Raw genomic sequence first — 20,311 nt, forward strand, 5'->3', positions numbered from 1 at the left:
ATGAATGAAATCGACTGGAACCTGATCAAAAGCTTCGTCACCGTGGCGGAAACCGGCAGCCTGTCGGCCGCCGCGCGAAAACTGTCGGCCAGCCAGCCGACGCTTGGGCGTCACATCGGCGAACTCGAACAGGCGCTCGGCGTCACCCTGTTTCGGCGCGGGCGGCGCGGCTATGCGCTGACGGAAGCCGGCGCCACGTTGTTCGAGCGTGGCAGAGCGGTGAGCGAGCAGGCGAGTGCCTTTTCGCTGTTGGCGCTGGGCTCGGTCGAGGCGATCGAAGGCACGGTGCGCATTGCCGCCAGCGAGGTGGTGGCGGCCTATGTTCTGCCGCAGATGACGGCGCGGCTTGGCATCGAGGAGCCCGGCATCGAGGTCGAGATCGTTGCCTCGAACCAGGTCGAGAACCTCCTGCGCCGCGATGCCGACATCGCGATCCGTATGGTCAAGCCGGCACAGAACGAGCTGACGGCGCGCAAGGTCTGCGACATTCCGCTCTGCTGCTGCGCCGCCACATCCTATCTCGACCGGCGCGGCCGCCCGCTCAAGCCCGCCGACCTAGTCGATCACCCGCTGATCGGCTTCGACCGCAGCGACGAAATGATCCGCGGCTTTACCCAGTTCGGCATCCCCGTCACTCGCAGCAGCTTCCGCTTCAGGACCGACAACCAGATCGTTCTGTGGGAGGCGCTGCGGGCGGGAAACGGCATCGGTCTCGGCCAGGAGCCGCTGGCCGACAGCGACCCATTGCTGGAGAAACTGCTGTCCGGAATGCCGTTGCCCAGCCTGCCGGTGTGGCTGGCCATGCATCGCGACGTGCGCACCAGCGTGCGCATTCGCCGCGTCGCGGACTTTCTCTACGAGGAGCTGAAGCGTTATTCGGCGGGAGCGGCCGCGAATTCGGCGCGGTGAGCGAGCCCGGCCATCAACAGCACGACGATCAGCAGCCCCGACATGGCGACGAAGATCGGCCCGAAGCTGGAATGCTCCGCGACGAAGCCGATCGCCGACGGCGCCACCAATATGCCGGAATAGCCCATGGTGGTGACGACGCTCATGCCGGTGCCCGACGACATGCCTTCCTGGTTGCCGCCGGCCGAGAAGATGATCGGCACCATGTTGGCGATGCCGAAGCCGCAGAGGGCAAAAGCCGCGATGGCGATCCAGGGCGAAGGCGACAGGCCGGCGATCAACATGCCGGCGGCGGCGACAATGGCCGAGCCGCGCAGCGTCGCCACCGCGCCGAAGCGGTTGCGCACGCCGTCGCCGAAGAAGCGCATGACCGCCATGACACCGGAGAAGGCGGCGTAGGCAAGGCCGGCGATGGCGAGATCGGCGCCGAGCTCCTGTCTCAGATAAAGCGCTGCCCAGTCGAGCACCGCACCCTCGGAAATCATCGTCAGCAGCGCCATCAGCCCGACGAGATAGACCAGCGGGTTGGAGGGCAGCGCGAATTTGTTGTGCTCGGCGGCCTGCGGCTTGTCTTCGGCGATGAGGTAGCCGACCGCCACCGCGATGACGGCAAAAGCGATGACCGTGACGACAGCCGCATGGGCGAGGTGGCGGTAGGTCTGGATGGCGTAACCGCCCAAACCGCCACCGGCGAAACCGCCAAGGCTCCAGAAACCGTGCGAGGACGACATGATGGCGCGGGACAGCCGGCGCTCCACCACCACGGCATTGGCGTTCATGGCGACATCCATGCCGCCGATCGAGCCGCCGAAGATGACCATGGCGATGGCCGCCAGCGGCACGTTGGGCGCCAGCGCCACGACCAGCAGGCCGAGGCTGCCGCACAGACCGAACCAGCGCAGCACGGTGCGCGAGCCATGCTTGGAGATCAGATGGCCGCACCAGCTCATCGCCGCGACCGCGCCGACGCCGAACAACAGGATCAGCAGGCCGAGCGTGAATTTTGTGATGTCGAGCCGGGTCAGGAACACCGGAATCTGCGGCGCCCAGCTGCCGGTCAGGAAGCCGTTGGCGAGGAAGATGCTTGCTACGGCCCATCGCCCGCGAATGGCGCCCTGCATGGTGTTTTGCGCATCCATGGGTTCGAATCCGGTCAAAAATGGCTTTGCGCGGGAAATTAGATCGATTCAACTTTCAGTCAAGCGCTGTGGTTGAGGAAATGCTTGGACCAAAGGGCCAATGGAGTCGGTGCCGTTCGGTGGACCATCAGACGTTGGAGATTGGCGAAAACGCCCCATCCCTTCGTCATCCACGGGCGGAGCAAGGAGCGTAGCGACGCGGCGCAGACCCGAGGATCCATTCCGTGCCTTCTGTGCGATGCTACGGCGCAGAATCAGGCCTGGTGAGCGCGACCATCATTCTGAGCCGCTGTGTCCGTGCCGGCCGTCGCGGCATGGATCCTAGGGTTTCCGCGACGTCGCTGCGCGACTGCTCCACCCTAGGATGACGAAGTCGCGTAGGGCTCCGCCAATCGCGGGCGCGTGGACGCCTATTAGCGTTGCCCGCCGGGCGCTAATGATCCCTCGGCCGCCTCGCCTCGAACTCGGCCTTCTTGGCGTCCGAAGCCTCTGTCTGGTTCAGCGCCTGCCATTCGGCGTAAGGCATGCCGTAGACGATTTCGCGCGACTGATCCTTGCCGAGGTCGACGCCCTCGGCCTCAGCCGCCTCGCGGTACCAGTTGGACAGGCAGTTGCGGCAGAAGCCGGCGAGGTTCATCAGGTCGATGTTCTGCACATCGCTGCGCTCGCGCAGATGGTCGACCAGCCGGCGGAAGGCGGCGGCCTCGAAATCGCGTTTCTGTTCGTCGCTGAGTTCGGTCATGTCTTGATCCTCACAGCGGCCCGGTGCGCGAGCCGAACATCTTCACGTCATGTATATCGGGACGACGATCGATGGCGTCAACGATCGGCGCCAGCCGTTCAGCCCACGCGATCGCGCCCTTCTGATCAGCGATCAGGTCCTGACGGATCTCGATCAGCGCATGGGCAAAGCCGTTGACGATGGCGTGCTTGAACATGGTGTCGCCGCGCAGTGCGCCATCATAGGGTTCGTTGTCGCCGACGACGAGGTCTTTATCCTGCGCCAGCATGTCGATCAGCGGCCGCGCCACGCGGTCGTCGAGGTCCCACAGGATGCCGACATGCCAGGGCCTCGCAATGCCTTGCATGGCCGGGGTGAAGGAGTGCACGGAGAAGATGAAAGGCGCTTTGCCTGAAGCCTGCGCCACCGACGCGATCATGGCGCCGACCGCGTCGTGATAGGGCCGGTAGAAGCCGTCGAGCCGCCTTTCGCGTTCTGCCGGTGCAATCGGGTAGTTTCCCGGCACCACGGTGCCGTCATAGAGCTGACGGATCAGCGTCGGGTCGTCCTCGCCGCGATTGGGATCGATCAGCAGGCGCGAATAATTGGCGATCACCGCCGGCACGTCGAGCGCTGCCGCCAGTTCGCGCGTCACCGTCTCGACGCCGATGTCGTAAGCGATGTGACGCTCGAACTCCGCCGCCGGCAGGCCGAGGCTGCCATACTCCTCCGGCAGGTCGCGCCGGGCATGGTCGGCGACAAGCACGATGCCTCGCTTGCGGTCGCCCTCGACAAGATCGAAAGGCGCGAAAACTGTGGATCGGGTCATTGGCTGAAAAGGTCTGTTCGCTGGCTTCCGGGGAGGGTGCTATCGTCATTCCACGAAGAGGACGCTGGCGCAATGCCGTTGTTTGGCCACGGTTTCTGCGAAAATCCGGTCACGCGCGGCAGATTGCGTGTCGGGGGCCTTTCTAAATCGATTGGAATTGGACAGAACGGCGCGTTGACATGCGCCCGGACTTTTCCGAAAAGGGGCGTTGAGAGATGCAGATGACGTTGTTGAGGGGTTTCGGGATGGGTTCCGCCGGCAGGCCGCGCGCGCGAAGCGCCTTTGCCGTGCCGCTCCTGACCTTGACGGTGGGGCTTGCCGCGCTGGTCGCGGCCTCGCCCGCCCGGGCCGATTTCCGCGTCTGCAACGCCACGCAGAACCTGGTCGGCGTCGGCATCGGCTACCGCGCCAAGGCCGGCTGGATCACCGAGGGCTGGTGGCACATCGAAGGATCGAGCTGCAAGACGCTGATCGAAGGGCCGCTGTCATCAAGGTTTTACTATCTTTATGCAGAAGACGCCGAGCGTGGCGGGCGTTGGGACGGCCCGATCAACATGTGCGTGGCCGAAAAAGAGTTCAAGATCGCCGGCGTTACCGATTGCGTCGCCCGGGGCTTCCAGCGCGCCGGATTCCAGGAATATGACACGGGCGAGCAGGCAAGCTGGATGGTCCAGCTGACCGATGAGTCCACAACGGGAGGCGCACCAGCCGCCCCGGGAACAAACAGTCAATGAGACGTAGCCGCAAGGTCAAGATCCTCGCCACCATCGGCCCGGCCTCCTCGTCCGAGGAGATGCTGCAGAAGCTGTTCGAAGCCGGCGCCGATGTCTTCCGCATCAATATGAGCCACACCGACCATGAGCTGATGCGCACGCTGGTCGGCCGCATCCGCGCCGTCGAGGAAAAGGTTGGCCGTCCGATCGGCATCCTGGCCGATTTGCAGGGGCCGAAACTGCGTGTCGGCAAGTTCGCCAACGGCAAGGAGACGCTGACGGCTGGCCAGACCTTCACGCTCGACAACAATCCCGAGCCCGGCAATTCAACCAGGGTCTACCTGCCGCATCCCGAAATCCTGAGCTCGGTCGAGGCCGGCCACCGTCTGTTGATCGACGACGGCAAGCTGGAGCTGAAGGCTCTGAAGAGCGACGGCAAGTCGATCACCTGCACGGTGGTCGCCGGCACGACGATTTCCGACAAGAAGGGCGTCAGCCTGCCCGACACCGACCTGCCGGTCGGTGCGCTGACCGAGAAGGACCGTAAGGACCTGGATGCGGTGCTGGCGGCAAGCGTCGACTGGGTGGCGCTGTCCTTCGTGCAGCGGCCGGAAGATCTAGCCGAAGCCCGCAAGATCGCGCGCGGCCGGGCGCTGATCATGGCCAAGATCGAAAAGCCGCAGGCGGTCGCCCGGCTGGCGGAAATCATCGAATTGTCCGATGCGCTGATGGTCGCCCGCGGCGATCTCGGGGTCGAGATGCCGCTGGAAGCCGTGCCCGGCATCCAGAAGCAGATCACGCGCGCGGCGCGCCGCGCGGGCAAGCCGGTGGTGGTCGCCACGCAGATGCTGGAATCGATGATCACCGCGCCAGTGCCGACCCGCGCCGAAGTGTCCGACGTGTCGATTGCCGTGTTCGAAGGCGCCGACGCCATCATGCTGTCGGCGGAATCTGCGGCCGGCGCCTATCCGGTCGAGGCGGTGGCAATGATGAACCGCATCGCCACCAAGGTCGAAACCGACCCGACCTATGCCGGCATCATCAACGCGCAGCGCTCGGAACCCGAAGCAACCGGCGCCGACGCCATTTCGCTTGCCGCGCGCGAGATCGCCGAGACGCTGAAACTGTCGGCGATCATCACCTATACGGCGTCGGGCACCACTGGCCTGCGCGCCGCGCGCGAGCGGCCGCAAGTGCCGATCATCGCGCTGTCGCCGATCCTCAACACGGCGCGGCGGCTGTCGCTGCTGTGGGGCACACATTGCGTCGTCTCGCCCGATGCCATCGACCTCGACGACATGGTCGACCGCGCCTGCCGCATTGCTTTCGAAGAGGGGTTTGGGCAGCCGGGCGACAGGGTCATCATCACGGCAGGCGTGCCGCTGAGGACGCCGGGCTCGACCAACATGTTGCGCATCGCCTATGTCGGATCGGACGCGCAGGTCAGCCGCAACATAGGCTGAGAGAAGGCTTCAACGCGTCACAGTTCGCAGCGCTCTTGCCGCGGCTTCGGCGTGATCGATGCGCCGAAGGAACCGGCGAGCCCGGGGAACGGGGTCGTGCAGGTACTGGTCCGGACCCAGCATCTTTCGCTGGTTGAGTTCGACTGTGTCGAGCAGATCGAAATCGACTCTCTCCAGCGCGCGGTGCCATCCGGGGCTGTGCGATGCCCAGCTCCTTCCATGGTGTTCCAGCAGCCGCTGACGGGCTGAATAACCATGGTAGTCGAACGCGATCACGCCGTTGGTCACATAGATATGGTTTCCGGAAAAGCCCTCGCCTGGAATGATCCGTTCGCCATAAAATCCCTCGAGAGGGGGGTGCTCGAGAAAGGCGCCGGCGAGGATGGCGCAGCCGCCATGACCGAAGAAGATGCGGTCCGGCAACGCCCATCGCTTCTCCGGGTTTTTCTTGATGCCGTGCTTCAGGACATACATGCGGCGATCAGGTCGGGGCGAGTTCCGCGTCGGGCACTGTGATATCGGGGCATTGCCCCTCATTGTAGGCGTCGCCGGCGATCCGCGTCTCCACGGTTTTCGCCAGCGCCTGCAGGTCAACGTCCTTGCCGGCGACTTTTTCGATGGCGCCGACGACGAGGTCTGGTGCTATCCAGTCCGGCTTGTGGCCGAGATTGTGGACCCAGATCAGCTCGGCGCCCGGAATGTCCCTGACCAGGCCGACCGAATGGATCGAGGCATAGACCACCTTGTCACGATCACCCGAGATGACGATCGTCGGCGCCCTGATGTCGCGGTAATGCGGCGCGGCCCTGAGCGCATAGTCGTAGAGGCCGGCGACATCGATGGCGTTGGCGCGGAAAGCACCGGGACGCAGCACCATCGGGATCGAGGCGTTGCCGACATAGAAGTCCGGCACCTTGTTGGGAGAAAACACGCAAGCCGTGGCGCCGTTCATCTGCAGCGTGCCAGCCGGATAGGCCAATGTCTCCGAGAACAGCCAGCCAATGATGGGGGTGGCGGTCAGCTTGTAGTACCAGGCGGTCGCGCCGCCCGGCCAGGGGTGGCTGACCGGCGACAGGAAGACCAGGCCGAGCGTCTTGTCAGGATGCTCGCGGCCAAAGGCGGCGGTGATCACGCCGCCGAAGGAATGGCCGACGATGATGGCCCTCTGGATGCCGAGGCGGTCCATCAGCTTGGCGATGGTGTTGGCCTGCGCCGACGGGCTTTCATTGTTGCCGGAGCCGCGTTCCGACCAGCCGAACCCCGGCCGGTCGAGGAACACCATTTCGGCGCGGCCCTCGAGCAAAGGCCTGATCGGCAGCATTTGATCCCTGAGGTTGGCGCTGGCGCCATGGATCAAGACGATCGCCGGCAGCTCGGCATTTCGTGGCGCCGGCACATGGACATAGTGGATGCGGGTGCCGTCGATCTCGGCAAATTCGCCGGTCGGCGGATTGCGCCACTCGATCAGCCACGCGCCGGCGCGGGTGACACCGGCAAGGGCAAAGACGAGCGCGAGGAGAAAGGCACAGGCGGCGTAGATGAGGTTCATGAGGAGAGGTACGGGGGTGGAGGGGGATAAGTTTTGAGGGAATAGGGCAGTAGGGCGCGAGCCATTCCCGGCACTTCACATACTGCCTTACTGCCCTACTGTCTTATTCCCCTAACTTAGATGCCTTCGCCGGCAAGCTCTTCCGAAAGGGTTGCGACCTGGTCCTGGGCGCTGCGCATCATCGGGTAGATGGCCAGCACCTTCTGCCAGGCTTCGAGCGCCGATTGCTTGTGGCCGGTGGCGGCCATGATCTGCGCCAGGCCGGAAAGCGCGCCGAAATGGCGTGGTTCCAGCTGCAGCGTCTGGTCGATGTCGGACATCGATTTCCCGAAATTTCTCATCATGTAGTGCACGGTGGCGCGCCGGTTCCAGCCCTCGGCATATTTGGGCTGCAGGCTGACGACCTGGTCGAGGAAGTCGAGGGCGACGTCGAACTTCTGGTCATCCATCGCCTTTTGCGACCATTGCATCATCAGGTCGATCGAGGCGCTGCCTGACTGGAACCATTCGCCCCAGATGCGCCCGGCGATGCGCTCGGCAGCCTTTTCGTTGCGTTCGCGCTTCAGGTCCGCAAACAGCTGGTCGAGCCGGGCTTCCTTGGTCACGGCAACCGGCGGCGTCGTGGCGGCCGGTGGATCATCCGCTCGCACTGCTGTCGCGCTGAACAGGAAAAAGGCCGAGAAAAATGCAAAAAGAATCCGCATCGCCCGAATCTAACCCCGGACGGCGGATCGTCAAACTGAAATTAGCGTGAAAGTGCCGGATGTCCGGCAAATAACATCACAGGGACGGAGGCAACGAGCCTCCGGCCGAAAACTCAGCCCTGGCGCGCCTTGTAGCGCGGAGCGGTCTTGTTGATGATGTAGACGCGGCCCTTGCGGCGAACCAGCTGGTTGTCGCGGTGACGCGCCTTCAACGCCTTGAGCGAATTCTTGATCTTCATGGTCTTGCCCGTCGGTCTGGGCCCTGTCCGGGCCGAATTATTAAGGCGCGCCAGAAGACGCGCCTTTGAACTTGCGTGGCTCATAAACGAGGAGCCTTGCCCGTGTCAACCGCAAGCGTGCTGCATAGAGGCTGAGAACGGCTTTGGCCATCAAATATCCGCCATCTCGGCTCGACGCCATTGCGCCGCCGAAGGCGGGCTGGAATGGTGCGGCGCCCGCAAGCTGATTTGGAGAGGTCCATGCGCCTGTTGTTTGTGTCCGCCTGCCTTGCCGTTCTGGCGGCGGCCTCCACCGCACAGGCGCAGGAATGCGACCGCAACGACGACAGCCAGCAGATGATGAACATCTGTGCCGGCGAGGACTATCAGGCAGCCGATGCCAAGCTCAACCAGGCCTACAAGGATCTGATCGGCCGTAACGACGACAAGAGCAGGAAGCTGCTGCAGGTCGCGCAACGCGCCTGGATCGCCTTCCGCGACGCCGAATGCGCCTATACCACGACAGACAGCGAAGGCGGCTCCATCCATCCGATGGAGGTTTCGCAATGCCTGACCGAACTGACGGAGCAGCGCACCAAGCAGCTGACGTCCGGCGCCAATTGCCAGGAAGGCGACGCGAGTTGCGCCAGCCCTGACGAAGACGGGGATCTGAACAACGAGCTGCAATAGGATCCACGCCCCTCAGGCAAAGTGCTGCGCGCTTTCCCGGAATTGCTTAGCCGCGACGGCTGATGCGCGTGAAATGGCCCATCTTGCGGCCTGGGCGGGCTTCCGCCTTGCCGTAGAGATGCAGCATCAGATCGGGCTCGGCGAGCAGAGCGGGTACGCGCAGGACGTCGTCGCCGATCAAATTCTCCATGACGCAGGTGGAATGCCGGCCGGGGTTGCCCAGCGGCAGGCCCGCAATGGCGCGGATATGCTGCTCGAACTGTGAAACGATGCAGGCGGCTTCCGTCCAGTGGCCGGAATTGTGCACGCGCGGCGCCATTTCGTTGGCCAGCAGTGAGCCATCAGCAAGAACGAAGAACTCGACGCCGATGACGCCGACATAGTCGAGGGCCGACAGGATCTTTGCCGCCGCCGCTTGCGCCGCCGCTGCCGTTTCCAACCTGATTTGGGCCGGCAGGGTCGAGGTATGCAAGATGCCGTCGCGGTGGATATTCTCGGCCGGATCGTAGGCGGCGACCGCGCTGTCCAACCCGCGCGCGGCGATCACTGAAATCTCGCGCTCGAAAGCGACGAAGGATTCCAGGATCAGCGGCACATTGCCCATGGCCTCGCAGGTGCCAGCAAAGCCACCGGTCTCCATGTTGCGGAAAACCCGCTGGCCCTTGCCGTCATAGCCCATGCGGCGGGTCTTCAAGATGCCGCTGCCGTTGAACTCTCTCAGCGCCGCCGTCAGCTCGCCGTCATTGTCGACGGCGCGGAAATCGGCGGTCTTGATGCCGATGCCGTTGAGAAATTGCTTCTCCGCCACCCGGTCCTGCGCCACTTCCAGCGCACGCGGCGGCGGATAGACCGGCACCTTGGCGGCAAGCGCGCTGGCAGCCGCCACCGGTACGTTCTCGAATTCATATGTGACGACGGCCGTGGCTGCTGCAAGCTCGGCAAGAGCGTCCCCATCGTCATAGGCGGCGGTGATCTGGCGGTTAGCGACCTGAGCCGCCGGGCAATCGGCCTGCGGTTCGAGGATGATTGTGTGGTAGCCGAGGCGCGCTGCGGTAACAGCCAGCATACGGCCGAGCTGGCCGCCGCCGATGATCCCGATGGTCGATCCCGCGGGCAGGCTCACGGCGCGTCCGTCGGTTCGGCGGCGACCTTGGCGGTCTGGGCGGCGCGCCAGGCGTCGAGACGGGCGGCAAGCTTGTCGTCGTTGAGCGCCAGCACGGCGGCCGCGAGAAGGGCGGCGTTGGCCGCACCCGCCTTGCCGATGGCCAGCGTGCCGACCGGAATGCCGGCCGGCATCTGGACGATGGAGAGCAGAGAATCCTGACCGGACAGCGCCTTGGATTCCACCGGCACGCCGAACACCGGCAGCGGCGTCATCGCCGCCGTCATGCCGGGCAGGTGCGCGGCACCGCCGGCTCCGGCGATGATCACCTTGTAGCCGGCCGCCTTGGCGCCCTTGGCGAAATCATAGAGCCGGTCCGGGGTGCGGTGGGCGGAGACGATCAGCCGCTTGTGCGGGATGCCCAGCGCCTCCAGCGTTTCGGCGGCGTGGCGCATTGTCGCCCAGTCGGACTGGCTGCCCATGATGATGGCGACGTCGGCGCGGTGATCGGTCAAGCGCATGCTCCCGGCGGCAAAGGCGCGCCTTAGCGGAATTCGGCATCGACGGCAAGGATGCGCGGCGCCTGGTGTCTTTTGATGATGTCAAAGCGGCCGTCAGATGCGTTCGGCCTCCGGTGTCGAGACCAGCAAGGCCGAAGCGGCGTTGGCGGCGGCCAGGGCCGCCCGCATGGCCTGTCCGCTGGCAAGGGCTGCGGCCAGCGCGCCGACGAATTCGTCGCCCGCGCCATGCGTGCTGACAACCTTGACCGGAATGGCAGGGAGCGCGAAGGCTTCGCCCCTTCGGTCACAACAGGCGACACCTTCGCCGCCCGCCGTGACAATTGCCGTGGGGCAGAGATCGACAAGCCGTCGCGCAGCCTGCGCCGCACCGTCGAGCGTTTCGACCACCGCCATGCCGGCCAGGAATTCGGCCTCGATGGCGTTGACGATGAGGATGTCGACCAGCGCGATCAGATCATCGGAGAGTTTGCGGGCCGGAGCCGCGTTGAGCACGACCCGGCCGCCCCTCGTTTTCACCGCGCGCGCGGCGGCGATGTTGGCGGCCTCAGGCACTTCGTTCTGCAGCAACAGCACCGCCGTCTGGGCCACCACTTCGGGAGCCGAGGCAATGTCGGCCTCACCCAAAGTGACGTTGCTGCCCGAGACGATCACTGCGCCGTAATCGCCTTCCGCGTCGAAGATCGCGACGCTCATGCCGGAGCCTGTATTTCGCGCCACACGCACACAGCTGTGGTTGACGCCGGCGCGCGTGAGATTGGCCAGCAGAGCCGTGCCGAAATCATCGTCGCCGACGGCTCCGATCATCGCCGCACGCACGCCGGCGCGCGCCGCCGAGATCGCTTGATTGCCGCCCTTGCCGCCGCATTTCGGGTGCCAGGCGTGACCGGTTACCGTCTCGCCCTTGCGTGGCCGGTCAGGCGCATCGACCATGATGTCGTAGTGCAAGCTGCCAACCACGGTGACCAGTGGCGGATTGCTCATGAGCCGCGGTCTTTTCGTTTTGATTTCACCGCCGACATGGTGCGGCCAAGATTGCGCTCCGCCGCCTGGTAATCGCGCTGCGCCACCGCCACGAACAGCGCGTCGAGAATATTGAGCTGTGCAATGCGTGCCGCCGCGTTTTCTCCCATCAACGGCGAGCCCTGCGCGGTCGAGCACAGCACGATGTCGGCTAGCCCAGCGAGTGGAGAACTGTCGTAGTTGGTGATGGCGAGCGTGCGCGCGCCATTCTTGCGGGCCAGCTGAATGGCATCGATGACGGCCGACGTGTTGCCCGAATGCGAGAAGCCGACGGCGATGTCGTCGGCGCCGAGCAGCGAGGCCGACATCAGCATCATGTGCGAATCGTCATAGACCGATGCGCGGATGCCGATCCGCAGGAATTTGTGCGAGACGTCGCGTGCGATCTGCGCCGAGCCGCCGACGCCGTAGAAGTCGCGATTTGAAGCGCGGTAGAGCAGATCGGCGGCGCGGTCGAAATCCTCGATGTCGAGGATGGCGAGGGTTTCCTCCAGCGCCTGGATGGAGGTGCGAAACACCTTTTGCACGATCTCGGCCGAACTGTCGTCGACCGACAGTTCCTGGTGCATTTCGGCGGTCGGCAAGCGGCTGTACTCATAGACGGCGGTGCGAAAGTCGCGATAGCCGGAGAAGCCAAGCTTCTTGGCGATCTTGACCACCATCGCCTCCGACACGCCGGCTTCCTCGGCGATCTGCTTCAGCGGAATCGTCTCGTCGAAACCGCGCCGGCCAAAAACGGTTTCCACCACCTTGGCCTCGAGCGGGGTGAGATGCGGCATCATCATGCGGATGCGCGGCCCCACGGCTTTCAGATCGAGATTGCTCAAGGTCATCCACGTCCCCTCGTCACGCGATCGATAAGCATCGCGGCGAGGATTATAAGACCAGTTGCCAAGAGCTGATAGAAGGACTGGACATTCATCAGCGTCAGGCCGTTGCGCATAGTGCCGAGGATGACGGCGCCCAGAATGGTGCCGACGATGCTGCCCTTGCCACCCATCAGCGAAGCGCCGCCGATGGCCGCGGCAGCGATGGCGTCGAGCTCCCACAGATTGCCGAGAATGGGTTCGGCCGCCCCCAGCCGGCCCATCAGGATCTGCGCGGCAAGCGCGGCCAGCAGGCCTGAGATCATGTAGGCGGCGATCTTGGTGCGGGCGATCGGCACGCCGGCGATATAGGCCGCCTCCTCATTGCCGCCGACGGCAAGCAGATATTCGCCGAACGGCGTCTTCTTGAGGATGATCCATGCGATCAGCGCGACGAAGGCGACGATGACGACCGACAATGGCAGCCCGAACAGCGAGCCGTTGAAGATGGCGCGAAAGCTTGCCGGCAGTCCCAGCACCGGATTGCCACCGGTGTAGATCAGCGCCAGCGCGCGGTAGGTGCTGAGCGTTCCCAGCGTGACGATGAAGGGCTGCAGCCCGACATAGGCGACCAGCACGCCATTGAGCAGCCCGCACAAAAGGCCGATGGCGAAGCCGGCGGCGATGGCTAGCAAAAACGGCACGCCGGCGACCAGCATCGAGGCCGAGATGACGGCCGAAAGGGCTGCCGTCGGTCCGACGGAAAGATCGATGCCGCCGGAGATGATGACCAGCGTCATGCCCAGCGCCAGGCAGGCATTGATGCTCGACTGCTGCAGGATGTTGATCAGATTGCGTTCGGCAAAGAAGCCCGGCACGAGCGCGCCGAAGACGGCCAGGATGACGACAAGGCCAATCAGCGTGCCGGCGTCGCGCATGGAAAAGCGGTGCAGGAAATTTGCCCCTGAGCTCACTGTCGCATTTTCAGAAACGTCCGTCATCATTGCCTTGCCTGCGATCCGGTTTTGCCGGCCTGCATTGTCGTTTGCGGGATGGCGTGCGCCGCGATCGCCTGTTCACTGAGGTTTTCCCGGCCGAGTTCGGCGGCGATCGTGCCGTCACGCATGACCAGCACGCTGTCGGCCAGCCGGATCACTTCGGGGAGCTCCGACGAGACGACGATGACGCAATGGCCCTCGGCGGCGAGCTCCTCGATCAGGTGGTAGATCTCCGCCTTGGCGCCCACATCGATGCCGCGTGTCGGCTCGTCGAACAAAAGGATGCGCGTGCCCGCCGCCAGCCAGCGGCCGATGATCGCCTTCTGCTGGTTGCCGCCGCTGAACAGGCGGATCGGCCGGTCGAGCAGGAACGGGCGCAGATTGACGCGGCTCATCTTCTCGGCTGCGACCTTCTTCAGCCGTCGATGGTCTATCACGCCACGCGGCGCGAACACGCCCATCGACGCCAGCGCCATGTTGCTGGAGATCGAGCGCAGCGGCACGATGCCTTCGCGCTTGCGCTCTTCCGGCACAAGGCCGATGCCGGCGGCGATGGCATCGCGCGGACTGGACAATTTTATCGCCTTGCCGTCGATCTCGACCGTGCCTGCCGAGGTGCGGTCGGCGCCGGCCAGCAGCCTCAACAGCTCGGTGCGGCCGGACCCGACCAGGCCGGCAATGCCCAGCACCTCGCCGCGATGCAGGTCGAACGAGACGTCGCGAACCTTGGTCGCCGAGGCGAGACTGCGCACGCGCATCCGGACATCGCCGGTCGCGTGCGAACGGTGTTGTTCCTGCGCCAGTTCGCGGCCGACCATCATGGCGACGACAGCTTTTTCCGATATGTTTGCCAGATCGACTGAATCGACGACGACGCCGTCGCGCATGATGGTGGCGCGCTGGCAGATGCCGAACACCTCGTCCAGCTTGTGCGAGACATAGACGACGGCGACCCCGTCGCGGGCGAGCCCGGCAATGACTTCAGCCAGCCGCTCGAACTCGCTCGGCGTCAGGCTGGACGTCGGCTCGTCCATGGCGACGATTTTCGCACGGTCGAGCAGCGCCCGGGCGATCTCGACGATCTGCCGCTGCGCCACCTTCAGGCTGCCGAGCGGGGCCGCCGGATCGACGGACGGATCTATTGCCGCAAGGGCTTCAGCGGCGCGGCGCTCCTGCTCGCGCCGGGCGACGAAGACACCGCCACGCGTCAGCGGATGGCCGAGAAACATGTTCTGGGCGACGCTGAGCCGCGGCACCTGCTGCAATTCCTGATGGATCATGGCGACACCGGCGGCGCGTGCCGCGACCGGATTGTTCAGCGTCACCGGCCAGCCGTCGATCAGCACGCTTCCCGCGGTCGGCCGGTAAACCCCCGACAGGATGCGCAGCAGCGTCGACTTGCCGGCGCCGTTCTCGCCGAGCAGGCCGTGGATTTCACCGGCGCCGACCGAGAAGGACACGTCGTCGAGCGCCCGCACGGCCGGAAACAGCTTGGAAATGCCAGCGAATTGAAGCCGGGGTGACATTGTCTTTCTCCGGGCGAAGGTGCCGGCCGACCGAGCTGAATGCTCAGGCCGGCACCCGCCTTTTCGGCCTTACTGGCCCGCCGCAGCGTCTTCGAGCAGCGCCTTGCGCACGGCATCGCCCGCGCCGGAATAGCGGTCGGCATTGTCCTTGGTGATCAGCGCCTGCGGCGTGGCGACGACACGCGGCAGCTTCTGCCCGGCGACGAGCCGCAGCGCCGATTCCAGCGCCACCTCGCCGGTCAGCACCGGAAAACTATCGACGGTGCCGGTCAGCTCGCCGGCGCGGATCGAGGCATAGGCGTCGGAGATGCCGTCGGTGCCGAAGACGGCGACCTTGTCCTGCAGGCCGGCGGCCTTGACCGCTTCGACGATGCCCAGCGCCATGCCGTCATTGTTGGCATAGAAACCGATCAGGTCGGGGTGCTGCTGCAGGATGTTGGTAGCCGCGTCGTAGGAGGTCTGGCGGTCCCAGTTGCCGGGAACGCTGGCGACGACCTCGAACTTGCCGGCCTCGGTAATCGTGGTCTTGAAACCGTCGGTGCGCTGCACGGCGGCATAGACGCCGGCCTGGCCTTCGACGATGGCGACCTTGCCGCCATCCGGCCGGTTCTTGATGAACCATTTGGCGACGCGCACGCCATTGTCGCGCTGGACGTTGCCGACATAGTGCTCGGCCTGCGGGATGACGGCGTCATTGACGTTGACGACCGGCACGTTGGCGGCCTTGGCCTGTTCGATGATCGGCTGCAGATTGGAGTCGGTCTGCGGCGAGACGAGCAGCACGTTGTAGCCTTGCGTGACCAGGCCTTCAGCGATGGTCAGTTGTCCCAACTGGTCGCCCTCGCTCTGCGCCGCCTGATAGACGACGGGCACGCCGACGCGATCGCCGAAGGACTTGTAGCCCTCACCCAGCGAGCGCCAGTATTCGTTGGTCAGCGTCTTGGAGACGGCACCCGCCTTGGTGCCGTCGGGCAATTTGGGGAACGCCCCGAACTTGGCTTCCAGTTGCGACCAGTCGATGCGGTCCTTCTCGGTGTCGGAATTCAGCGGCGCGAGGTCGGCCGAGAATGCCGAACCGATGGACAGGGCCATCAGGGCAGCGGCAGCAGTGGCAAGCAGAAGTTTCATGGTCATTCCTCCCTAGTGAAACGGCGTGTGGCGACGCCGGGCGCTTCAGGTATCTCGTGGCGTGTCCGGTCCGAGCATGGCTTCCTGGACGATGGCCTGCGATGTCACGGCGTCCTGGCTGCCCATGGCGGCGGACAGCCGGTTGTCCTTTTCCAGCCGGTCGACGACGCGGAGCATGCGCTTGACGGTGGCGATGTTGACTTCGCATTCGTGCACCGGATCGAGACCGGTCATGTCGGGGAAGGTGTCGAAGTAGATGGCGCCGGCGTAGCCGTCGCGGCGGATCTGGCGCAGCAGTTCGATGGTCTGCAGCGTGTGCACCGCGCCGACCATCAGGCCGTCGTCGCGCTTGGCGTAACCATCGTTGAGATGCACGCCGAGCAGCTTGCTGTGGCGGGCGATCAGCGCCGCGGCGAAGGCCGGCTGTTCGTCGGCGTAAAGCACATGGGCGAAATCCAAGGTGACGCCAAGATTGGGCAGACCGACATCGCGGATCGCCAGCAAGGTGGTCGCCGCATCGGGCATCAGGCTGTAGGAGCGCGGCTCGTTGGGCTTGTATTCCAGGCTGATCTGACAGCCGGGATCATGCGCGGCAACTTCACGAATCCCATCGATTTCGTGTTGCCATAGCGTCGCATAGTCGGCCTGGAAGGCATAGTCGAAGCCATCCTGACCAAGCCACAGCGTCATCAGGCTGGCGCCAGCCTCGCGCGCGGCGTCGATACCAGCCTTGGTTAGGTCGATGGCTTCGCGGCGTACCACTGGGTCCGGGTTGGTGAAGGCGCCGAGCTTGAACGCCGGATTGGAGTAGTAGCGCATGGCGAAGCCATTGATGGAAAGCCCGAGATCACCAAGCTTGCGAGCAATTTCAGGTGGCCTTTCGCCGACATGGTCGGGGAAATTGAGATCAAGATCAGTCAGCCCTGCAACCTTGGCGGCGCGCGCCGCCATCTGCATTAGCGACGGCTTGCCCGAAAGATCGGGCCATTCGGCCTGCGGCCGTGAGGCAAAGGAGTTCAGGCGCGTGGCAAAACGATTGACTGTCATGATTGACCCTTCAAGACTCATAACTTCACATAAATAGAAATATTTGTAAAGTTATCGTTTTAAAGGGCTGCGAGCAGCGGCCAGGCCGTATCCCGGCCAGGTTGAGCCGCGCGAATGCGCGCCGGGAACCGGCTATTCTTAATTGCCGCTGTAGGCTGGAGAACCTGTCAGGGTGGCGGCGGGATCAGTGACGAGACTGGACTCCTCACACCGCCGCCTTGCGGAAGCGGGCAACGAAATCGTCGAGTTCGGGGCGCTCCATGTCGGAGATCGCCCAGTAGGAGAACGCGCCGTCGCTCCAGTGCACCATAGAGAAGCCGCCCGAGGAAACGTCCTTCGGTTCGGTGACGCGGCCGCCTTGCTGTGGCTCCGCGACCAGCGTAATCAGATGCTCGCGGTGGCGGTAGACCAGCGCCGGCACGGGACGGCCCGAGACCACCTCGACCCGACCGCCGATCAGCGCGAAGCCATCCGTGGCAAGATCGGGCGCCGGCGGTGACACGCCGATGCGGGCATCGAGCCATGGTTTCACCGTGTGGCGGTCGGACGAGACGATGTCGATCGGGCTGGCGGCCAGCAGGCTGCGGCGATGGTCGCCGGCGATCTCTGCTGCGACGCTGTCCGATGCGGCATTGAACATCACCCATTGCGTGGCGCCGCTGGCCAGCACTGCGGTCATGACGATCGACGCCGCCATGGCGCGCCAGTCGAACGAGCCGAAGCGGCGCACTCTTGGCGATGGCCTCGCCTGGGACGGCCGCGTATCGGTCGCTGGCCGTTGCTGGGCTGCACCGGCGATCAATCCCGGCAGCGCCGACGGTGCCTCGTCCTGCGGCCGTTGTGCCGATGCCGTACCGATCGCCGCGATGCGGGCCCGAAAGGCATCGCTGACATCGGGGCGCGGCAAGCGGCCGACCGCGCCTTGCAAGGCAAGGATGCGGGCATGTTCGGCGGCAAGTGCCGGATCGGCGGCGATGCGGCGTTCCACGGCAAGTGCGGCGGCCGCATCGAGTTCGCCATCAACCAGAGCGTGGATCATCAGCATGATGCCTTCGGGATCGTTGGGCAGTCCGTCATCATGGGCGGTCATGGTGCTCTCCCCAGTTCAGACGCAAGCAGGCCGCGAGCCCGCGCCAGCCGTGACATCACGGTGCCAATCGGCACGCTGAGCATCGTCCCTATTTCACGGTAGCTGAAGCCGTTGACGTCGCGCAGTACCAGTGTCTCGCGGAACGGCTGCGGCAGCGCGGCGATCGCGGCTTCCAGCGCCGCCGTATCGGCCTTGGCGATCAGGCTCGCCTCCGGGCCGTCCTCGTCCGGCACACTCGTGCCGTGTGCAGCGGCCATTTCGTCGAGATCGCCGAGGTCGCCGACGGCCATCATGGCGCGCGGCCGGTTGCGTGATATCCAGGTGTAGGCGGTGTTGCGCACGATGGTCAGCAGCCACGCGCGTGGGTTACCACCAGCATAGCCCGCCATCCCGGCATGCGCCTTGATGCAGGCATCCTGCACGACATCCTCGGCGTCGGCGGCATTGCCGGTCAGCCAACGGGCAAGCGCAAGCGCGTCGCCGAGATGCGGCAGCACCACTTCGTTGAAGCGTTCGGCCAGAGCCTTCTCGCTCAAAGCAGCACCATGATCGGACACTCCAGGACGAACAGGCCTTGCGCTCTCAGCCAGTGCCGGTCTCGCCCTGCGTGTGCGGGCGAACCCCGCAGAAACAGGCAAAGCCGCCTGCAGTAGCGAAAGTGAATTCATCTGCGTCACCAGTGTCAAGCGCCATGGAAAGGGGACTGGTGACGCTCATGCGGTCCAGTGCATGACGACGGCTGATGCCGTGGCCATGGTGGCTGTCCTCGTGTCGATGCGGCATATCCGTCTCCTCAACGCCAGCGATGGCGTATGCCGAGAAGACCTGTCGCGGCCGGGATTTATTCCCGCAGCGTGCAAATCCGGCTGTTCACAGTCGCGTGATCAGCCGGTTGCATCAGCTTTGTCTGACCTGGTTGGTGCTCAATCCGGCCAGCGCAAGGCGCCGGACGAATCCTTTCGCGGCTGTTTCATCGCATCCGCCGGCCGCTCGGCCGCCGTCAGCACGGCGCGCAGGCGCTCGGCGACGATCTCGGCCTCGCCGGGATGCAGGTTGCAGGGGTCAAGGAAGAAATGGCCGCGCTCGACCTCGTGGTTGCGCACGATGATCGGCGGCGAGCCTGCGGCAAGTGCCGAGGCGAGGCCGGCGGCGGTGAAGCGGCTTTCGGGCGAGATGAAGATCTGCAGCCGGTCGAGCGGGTTGGCGGTAGGGTCGGGAATGATGTGGGCAGCGATGCCCGGTATGCCTTGCAGCGCGCCCTTCCACAGATTGAGCGCCGCTTCCTCGCGCCGGCGGATGCCGGCATGGTCGCGCTTTTCCCAGGCTTCCAGTGCCGCCATGGTGCCGGCGATGCTTTCCTTGCCGACCTTCATGGCGCGGGCGACGCCGCGGTTTTGCAGATAGGCGGCGCGGACAAGATCCTTGCGGCCGGTGACGATGCCGCTGGTCGGCCCCGAGAGGAATTTATGGCCGCTGTAGACGACGATGTCGGCGCCGCGCGCCAGGAAACTGCGCAGATCATATTCGGAAGCCGCGTCGACGATCACCGGCACGCCCCTGGCGTGGCAGATTTCGCAGAATTCCTCGAGGGACAGCATGCCGTATTGCACGGTGTGGTGCGCCACGACGTAGAGTGCCGCCGCTGTGCGCTCGTTGATCGCTTCGCGCACGTGATAATCCTGGGTGACGCTGACAGTGCCCGCCGGAATGACCTTGGCGCCGGCCACACGGATCGACTGGTCGATCGGCGCGCCGTAGTTGACGATATGGCCAAGCTGGATGACGACTTCGGACTTCAGCCCTTCGGTGTCGTCGGGCAGCCGTTCGATCGCCAGCAAATTGGTGCCGGTCATTGCCCCGGCGATCGCCATGGTGATGCCTGAGGCGCAGCAGGCGGTGATGAAGCCGGCCTCGCCGCCGGTCAGGCGGGCGGTGATCACGCTTGCGGCGCGCTGCAGATCGTCCATCTCAACCCATTGGGAGGCGATCTCGGCCATGGCGCTGATCGCCTCGGGAACGATGATCGAGGCGCCGAGTGTCGTCATCGTGCCGGAGACGTTGATGATCGGCCTCAGTCCGAGCCGTTCCCGGATCGTGGTGTTGGAGCCGGTGTCGGAATAGGTTTTCATTTTGAGCAG

Annotated in this window: 23 protein-coding genes; 4 read left to right on the plus strand and 19 right to left on the minus strand. The window is 64.8% G+C overall.

What is annotated here, in order from left to right; genetic code table 11:
* Positions 1-909 carry a LysR family transcriptional regulator gene (locus tag AC1DXM_RS20565; RefSeq protein ID WP_477235665.1) on the plus strand — a complete coding sequence of 303 codons (909 nt, stop codon included), beginning with the start codon at positions 1-3 and terminating at the stop codon, positions 907-909.
* Here the strand turns inward: AC1DXM_RS20565 and AC1DXM_RS20570 are convergent.
* The 3 genes from AC1DXM_RS20570 to AC1DXM_RS20580 all read right to left on the minus strand — a co-directional run bounded on the left by AC1DXM_RS20570 (position 873) and on the right by AC1DXM_RS20580 (position 3,598).
* On the minus strand, positions 873-2,048 hold the full coding sequence (locus AC1DXM_RS20570; RefSeq protein WP_477235667.1) for an MFS transporter: 1,176 nt from the start codon (positions 2,046-2,048) through the stop codon (positions 873-875). The two genes, AC1DXM_RS20565 and AC1DXM_RS20570, sit on opposite strands and share 37 nt — an antisense overlap.
* A 433-nt stretch (positions 2,049-2,481) precedes the next feature.
* Positions 2,482-2,790 (minus strand): DUF1244 domain-containing protein, encoded by a 309-nt coding sequence (locus AC1DXM_RS20575; RefSeq protein WP_477235669.1) that lies wholly within the window; start codon positions 2,788-2,790, stop codon positions 2,482-2,484.
* Positions 2,791-2,800: 10 nt separating this feature from the next.
* On the minus strand, positions 2,801-3,598 hold the full coding sequence (locus tag AC1DXM_RS20580) for an N-formylglutamate amidohydrolase (protein ID WP_477235671.1): 798 nt from the start codon (positions 3,596-3,598) through the stop codon (positions 2,801-2,803).
* A gap of 245 nt (positions 3,599-3,843) precedes the next feature.
* Between AC1DXM_RS20580 and AC1DXM_RS20585 the strand changes: the two genes are divergently transcribed.
* Together AC1DXM_RS20585 and pyk are read left to right on the plus strand one after the other, a co-directional pair.
* Positions 3,844-4,332: a DUF1036 domain-containing protein gene (locus tag AC1DXM_RS20585; protein WP_477236131.1), complete on the plus strand. Its 489-nt coding sequence runs from the start codon at positions 3,844-3,846 to the stop codon at positions 4,330-4,332.
* On the plus strand, positions 4,329-5,774 hold the full coding sequence (gene pyk / locus AC1DXM_RS20590; RefSeq protein ID WP_477235673.1) for a pyruvate kinase: 1,446 nt from the start codon (positions 4,329-4,331) through the stop codon (positions 5,772-5,774). Before AC1DXM_RS20585 ends, pyk begins: the two co-directional genes overlap by 4 nt.
* 9 nt (positions 5,775-5,783) lie before the next feature.
* On the opposite strand, the gene AC1DXM_RS20595 is transcribed toward pyk, so the two are convergent.
* The 4 genes from AC1DXM_RS20595 to ykgO all read right to left on the minus strand — a co-directional run bounded on the left by AC1DXM_RS20595 (position 5,784) and on the right by ykgO (position 8,266).
* Positions 5,784-6,248 carry a hypothetical protein gene (locus AC1DXM_RS20595; protein WP_477235675.1) on the minus strand — a complete coding sequence of 155 codons (465 nt, stop codon included), beginning with the start codon at positions 6,246-6,248 and terminating at the stop codon, positions 5,784-5,786.
* Positions 6,249-6,255: 7 nt separating this feature from the next.
* A complete protein-coding gene (locus tag AC1DXM_RS20600) occupies positions 6,256-7,323 on the minus strand; it encodes an alpha/beta fold hydrolase (protein WP_477235677.1) in 1,068 nt (355 codons plus the stop codon).
* A 116-nt stretch (positions 7,324-7,439) separates the two neighbouring features.
* Entirely contained in the window at positions 7,440-8,027 is a 588-nt protein-coding gene (locus tag AC1DXM_RS20605; protein ID WP_477235679.1) for a tetratricopeptide repeat protein, read from the minus strand.
* 113 nt (positions 8,028-8,140) lie between these two features.
* Positions 8,141-8,266, minus strand: a complete 126-nt coding sequence (gene ykgO / locus AC1DXM_RS20610) for a type B 50S ribosomal protein L36 (RefSeq protein WP_006327841.1) — start codon at positions 8,264-8,266, stop codon at positions 8,141-8,143.
* A 240-nt stretch (positions 8,267-8,506) separates the two neighbouring features.
* On the opposite strand from ykgO, the gene AC1DXM_RS20615 reads away from it, so the two are divergent.
* Positions 8,507-8,935 (plus strand): lysozyme inhibitor LprI family protein, encoded by a 429-nt coding sequence (locus AC1DXM_RS20615; RefSeq protein ID WP_477235681.1) that lies wholly within the window; start codon positions 8,507-8,509, stop codon positions 8,933-8,935.
* 46 nt (positions 8,936-8,981) lie between these two features.
* On the opposite strand, the gene AC1DXM_RS20620 is transcribed toward AC1DXM_RS20615, so the two are convergent.
* From AC1DXM_RS20620 to AC1DXM_RS20675, 12 genes are all read right to left on the minus strand, one after another.
* Entirely contained in the window at positions 8,982-10,058 is a 1,077-nt protein-coding gene (locus tag AC1DXM_RS20620; protein ID WP_477235683.1) for a 5-(carboxyamino)imidazole ribonucleotide synthase, read from the minus strand.
* Positions 10,055-10,552: a 5-(carboxyamino)imidazole ribonucleotide mutase gene (purE, locus tag AC1DXM_RS20625; protein WP_112559807.1), complete on the minus strand. Its 498-nt coding sequence runs from the start codon at positions 10,550-10,552 to the stop codon at positions 10,055-10,057. Before purE ends, AC1DXM_RS20620 begins: the two co-directional genes overlap by 4 nt.
* Positions 10,553-10,651: 99 nt before the next feature.
* Entirely contained in the window at positions 10,652-11,539 is an 888-nt protein-coding gene (locus AC1DXM_RS20630; protein ID WP_477235685.1) for a ribokinase, read from the minus strand.
* On the minus strand, positions 11,536-12,411 hold the full coding sequence (locus tag AC1DXM_RS20635; protein WP_477235687.1) for a MurR/RpiR family transcriptional regulator: 876 nt from the start codon (positions 12,409-12,411) through the stop codon (positions 11,536-11,538). The genes AC1DXM_RS20630 and AC1DXM_RS20635 overlap by 4 nt, the downstream gene beginning before the upstream one ends.
* A complete protein-coding gene (locus AC1DXM_RS20640) occupies positions 12,408-13,385 on the minus strand; it encodes an ABC transporter permease (RefSeq protein ID WP_477235689.1) in 978 nt (325 codons plus the stop codon). The genes AC1DXM_RS20635 and AC1DXM_RS20640 overlap by 4 nt, the downstream gene beginning before the upstream one ends.
* Positions 13,385-14,908 carry a sugar ABC transporter ATP-binding protein gene (locus AC1DXM_RS20645; protein ID WP_477235691.1) on the minus strand — a complete coding sequence of 508 codons (1,524 nt, stop codon included), beginning with the start codon at positions 14,906-14,908 and terminating at the stop codon, positions 13,385-13,387. Before AC1DXM_RS20645 ends, AC1DXM_RS20640 begins: the two co-directional genes overlap by 1 nt.
* A gap of 69 nt (positions 14,909-14,977) precedes the next feature.
* Complete coding sequence (locus AC1DXM_RS20650) at positions 14,978-16,036, minus strand: sugar ABC transporter substrate-binding protein (protein WP_477235693.1); 1,059 nt, start codon at positions 16,034-16,036, stop codon at positions 14,978-14,980.
* Positions 16,037-16,081: 45 nt separating this feature from the next.
* Positions 16,082-17,083: a sugar phosphate isomerase/epimerase family protein gene (locus tag AC1DXM_RS20655; RefSeq protein ID WP_477235695.1), complete on the minus strand. Its 1,002-nt coding sequence runs from the start codon at positions 17,081-17,083 to the stop codon at positions 16,082-16,084.
* 205 nt (positions 17,084-17,288) lie between these two features.
* Complete coding sequence (locus AC1DXM_RS20660; protein ID WP_477235697.1) at positions 17,289-18,173, minus strand: anti-sigma factor family protein; 885 nt, start codon at positions 18,171-18,173, stop codon at positions 17,289-17,291.
* Entirely contained in the window at positions 18,170-18,709 is a 540-nt protein-coding gene (locus AC1DXM_RS20665; protein ID WP_477235699.1) for a sigma-70 family RNA polymerase sigma factor, read from the minus strand. The genes AC1DXM_RS20660 and AC1DXM_RS20665 overlap by 4 nt, the downstream gene beginning before the upstream one ends.
* Positions 18,710-18,755: 46 nt before the next feature.
* Positions 18,756-18,956 carry a hypothetical protein gene (locus AC1DXM_RS20670; RefSeq protein WP_477235701.1) on the minus strand — a complete coding sequence of 67 codons (201 nt, stop codon included), beginning with the start codon at positions 18,954-18,956 and terminating at the stop codon, positions 18,756-18,758.
* 140 nt (positions 18,957-19,096) lie between these two features.
* Complete coding sequence (locus AC1DXM_RS20675; RefSeq protein ID WP_477235703.1) at positions 19,097-20,302, minus strand: aminotransferase class V-fold PLP-dependent enzyme; 1,206 nt, start codon at positions 20,300-20,302, stop codon at positions 19,097-19,099.
* Positions 20,303-20,311 lie beyond the last annotated feature (9 nt).

The organism is Mesorhizobium sp. P3_A2 (assembly GCF_056403115.1).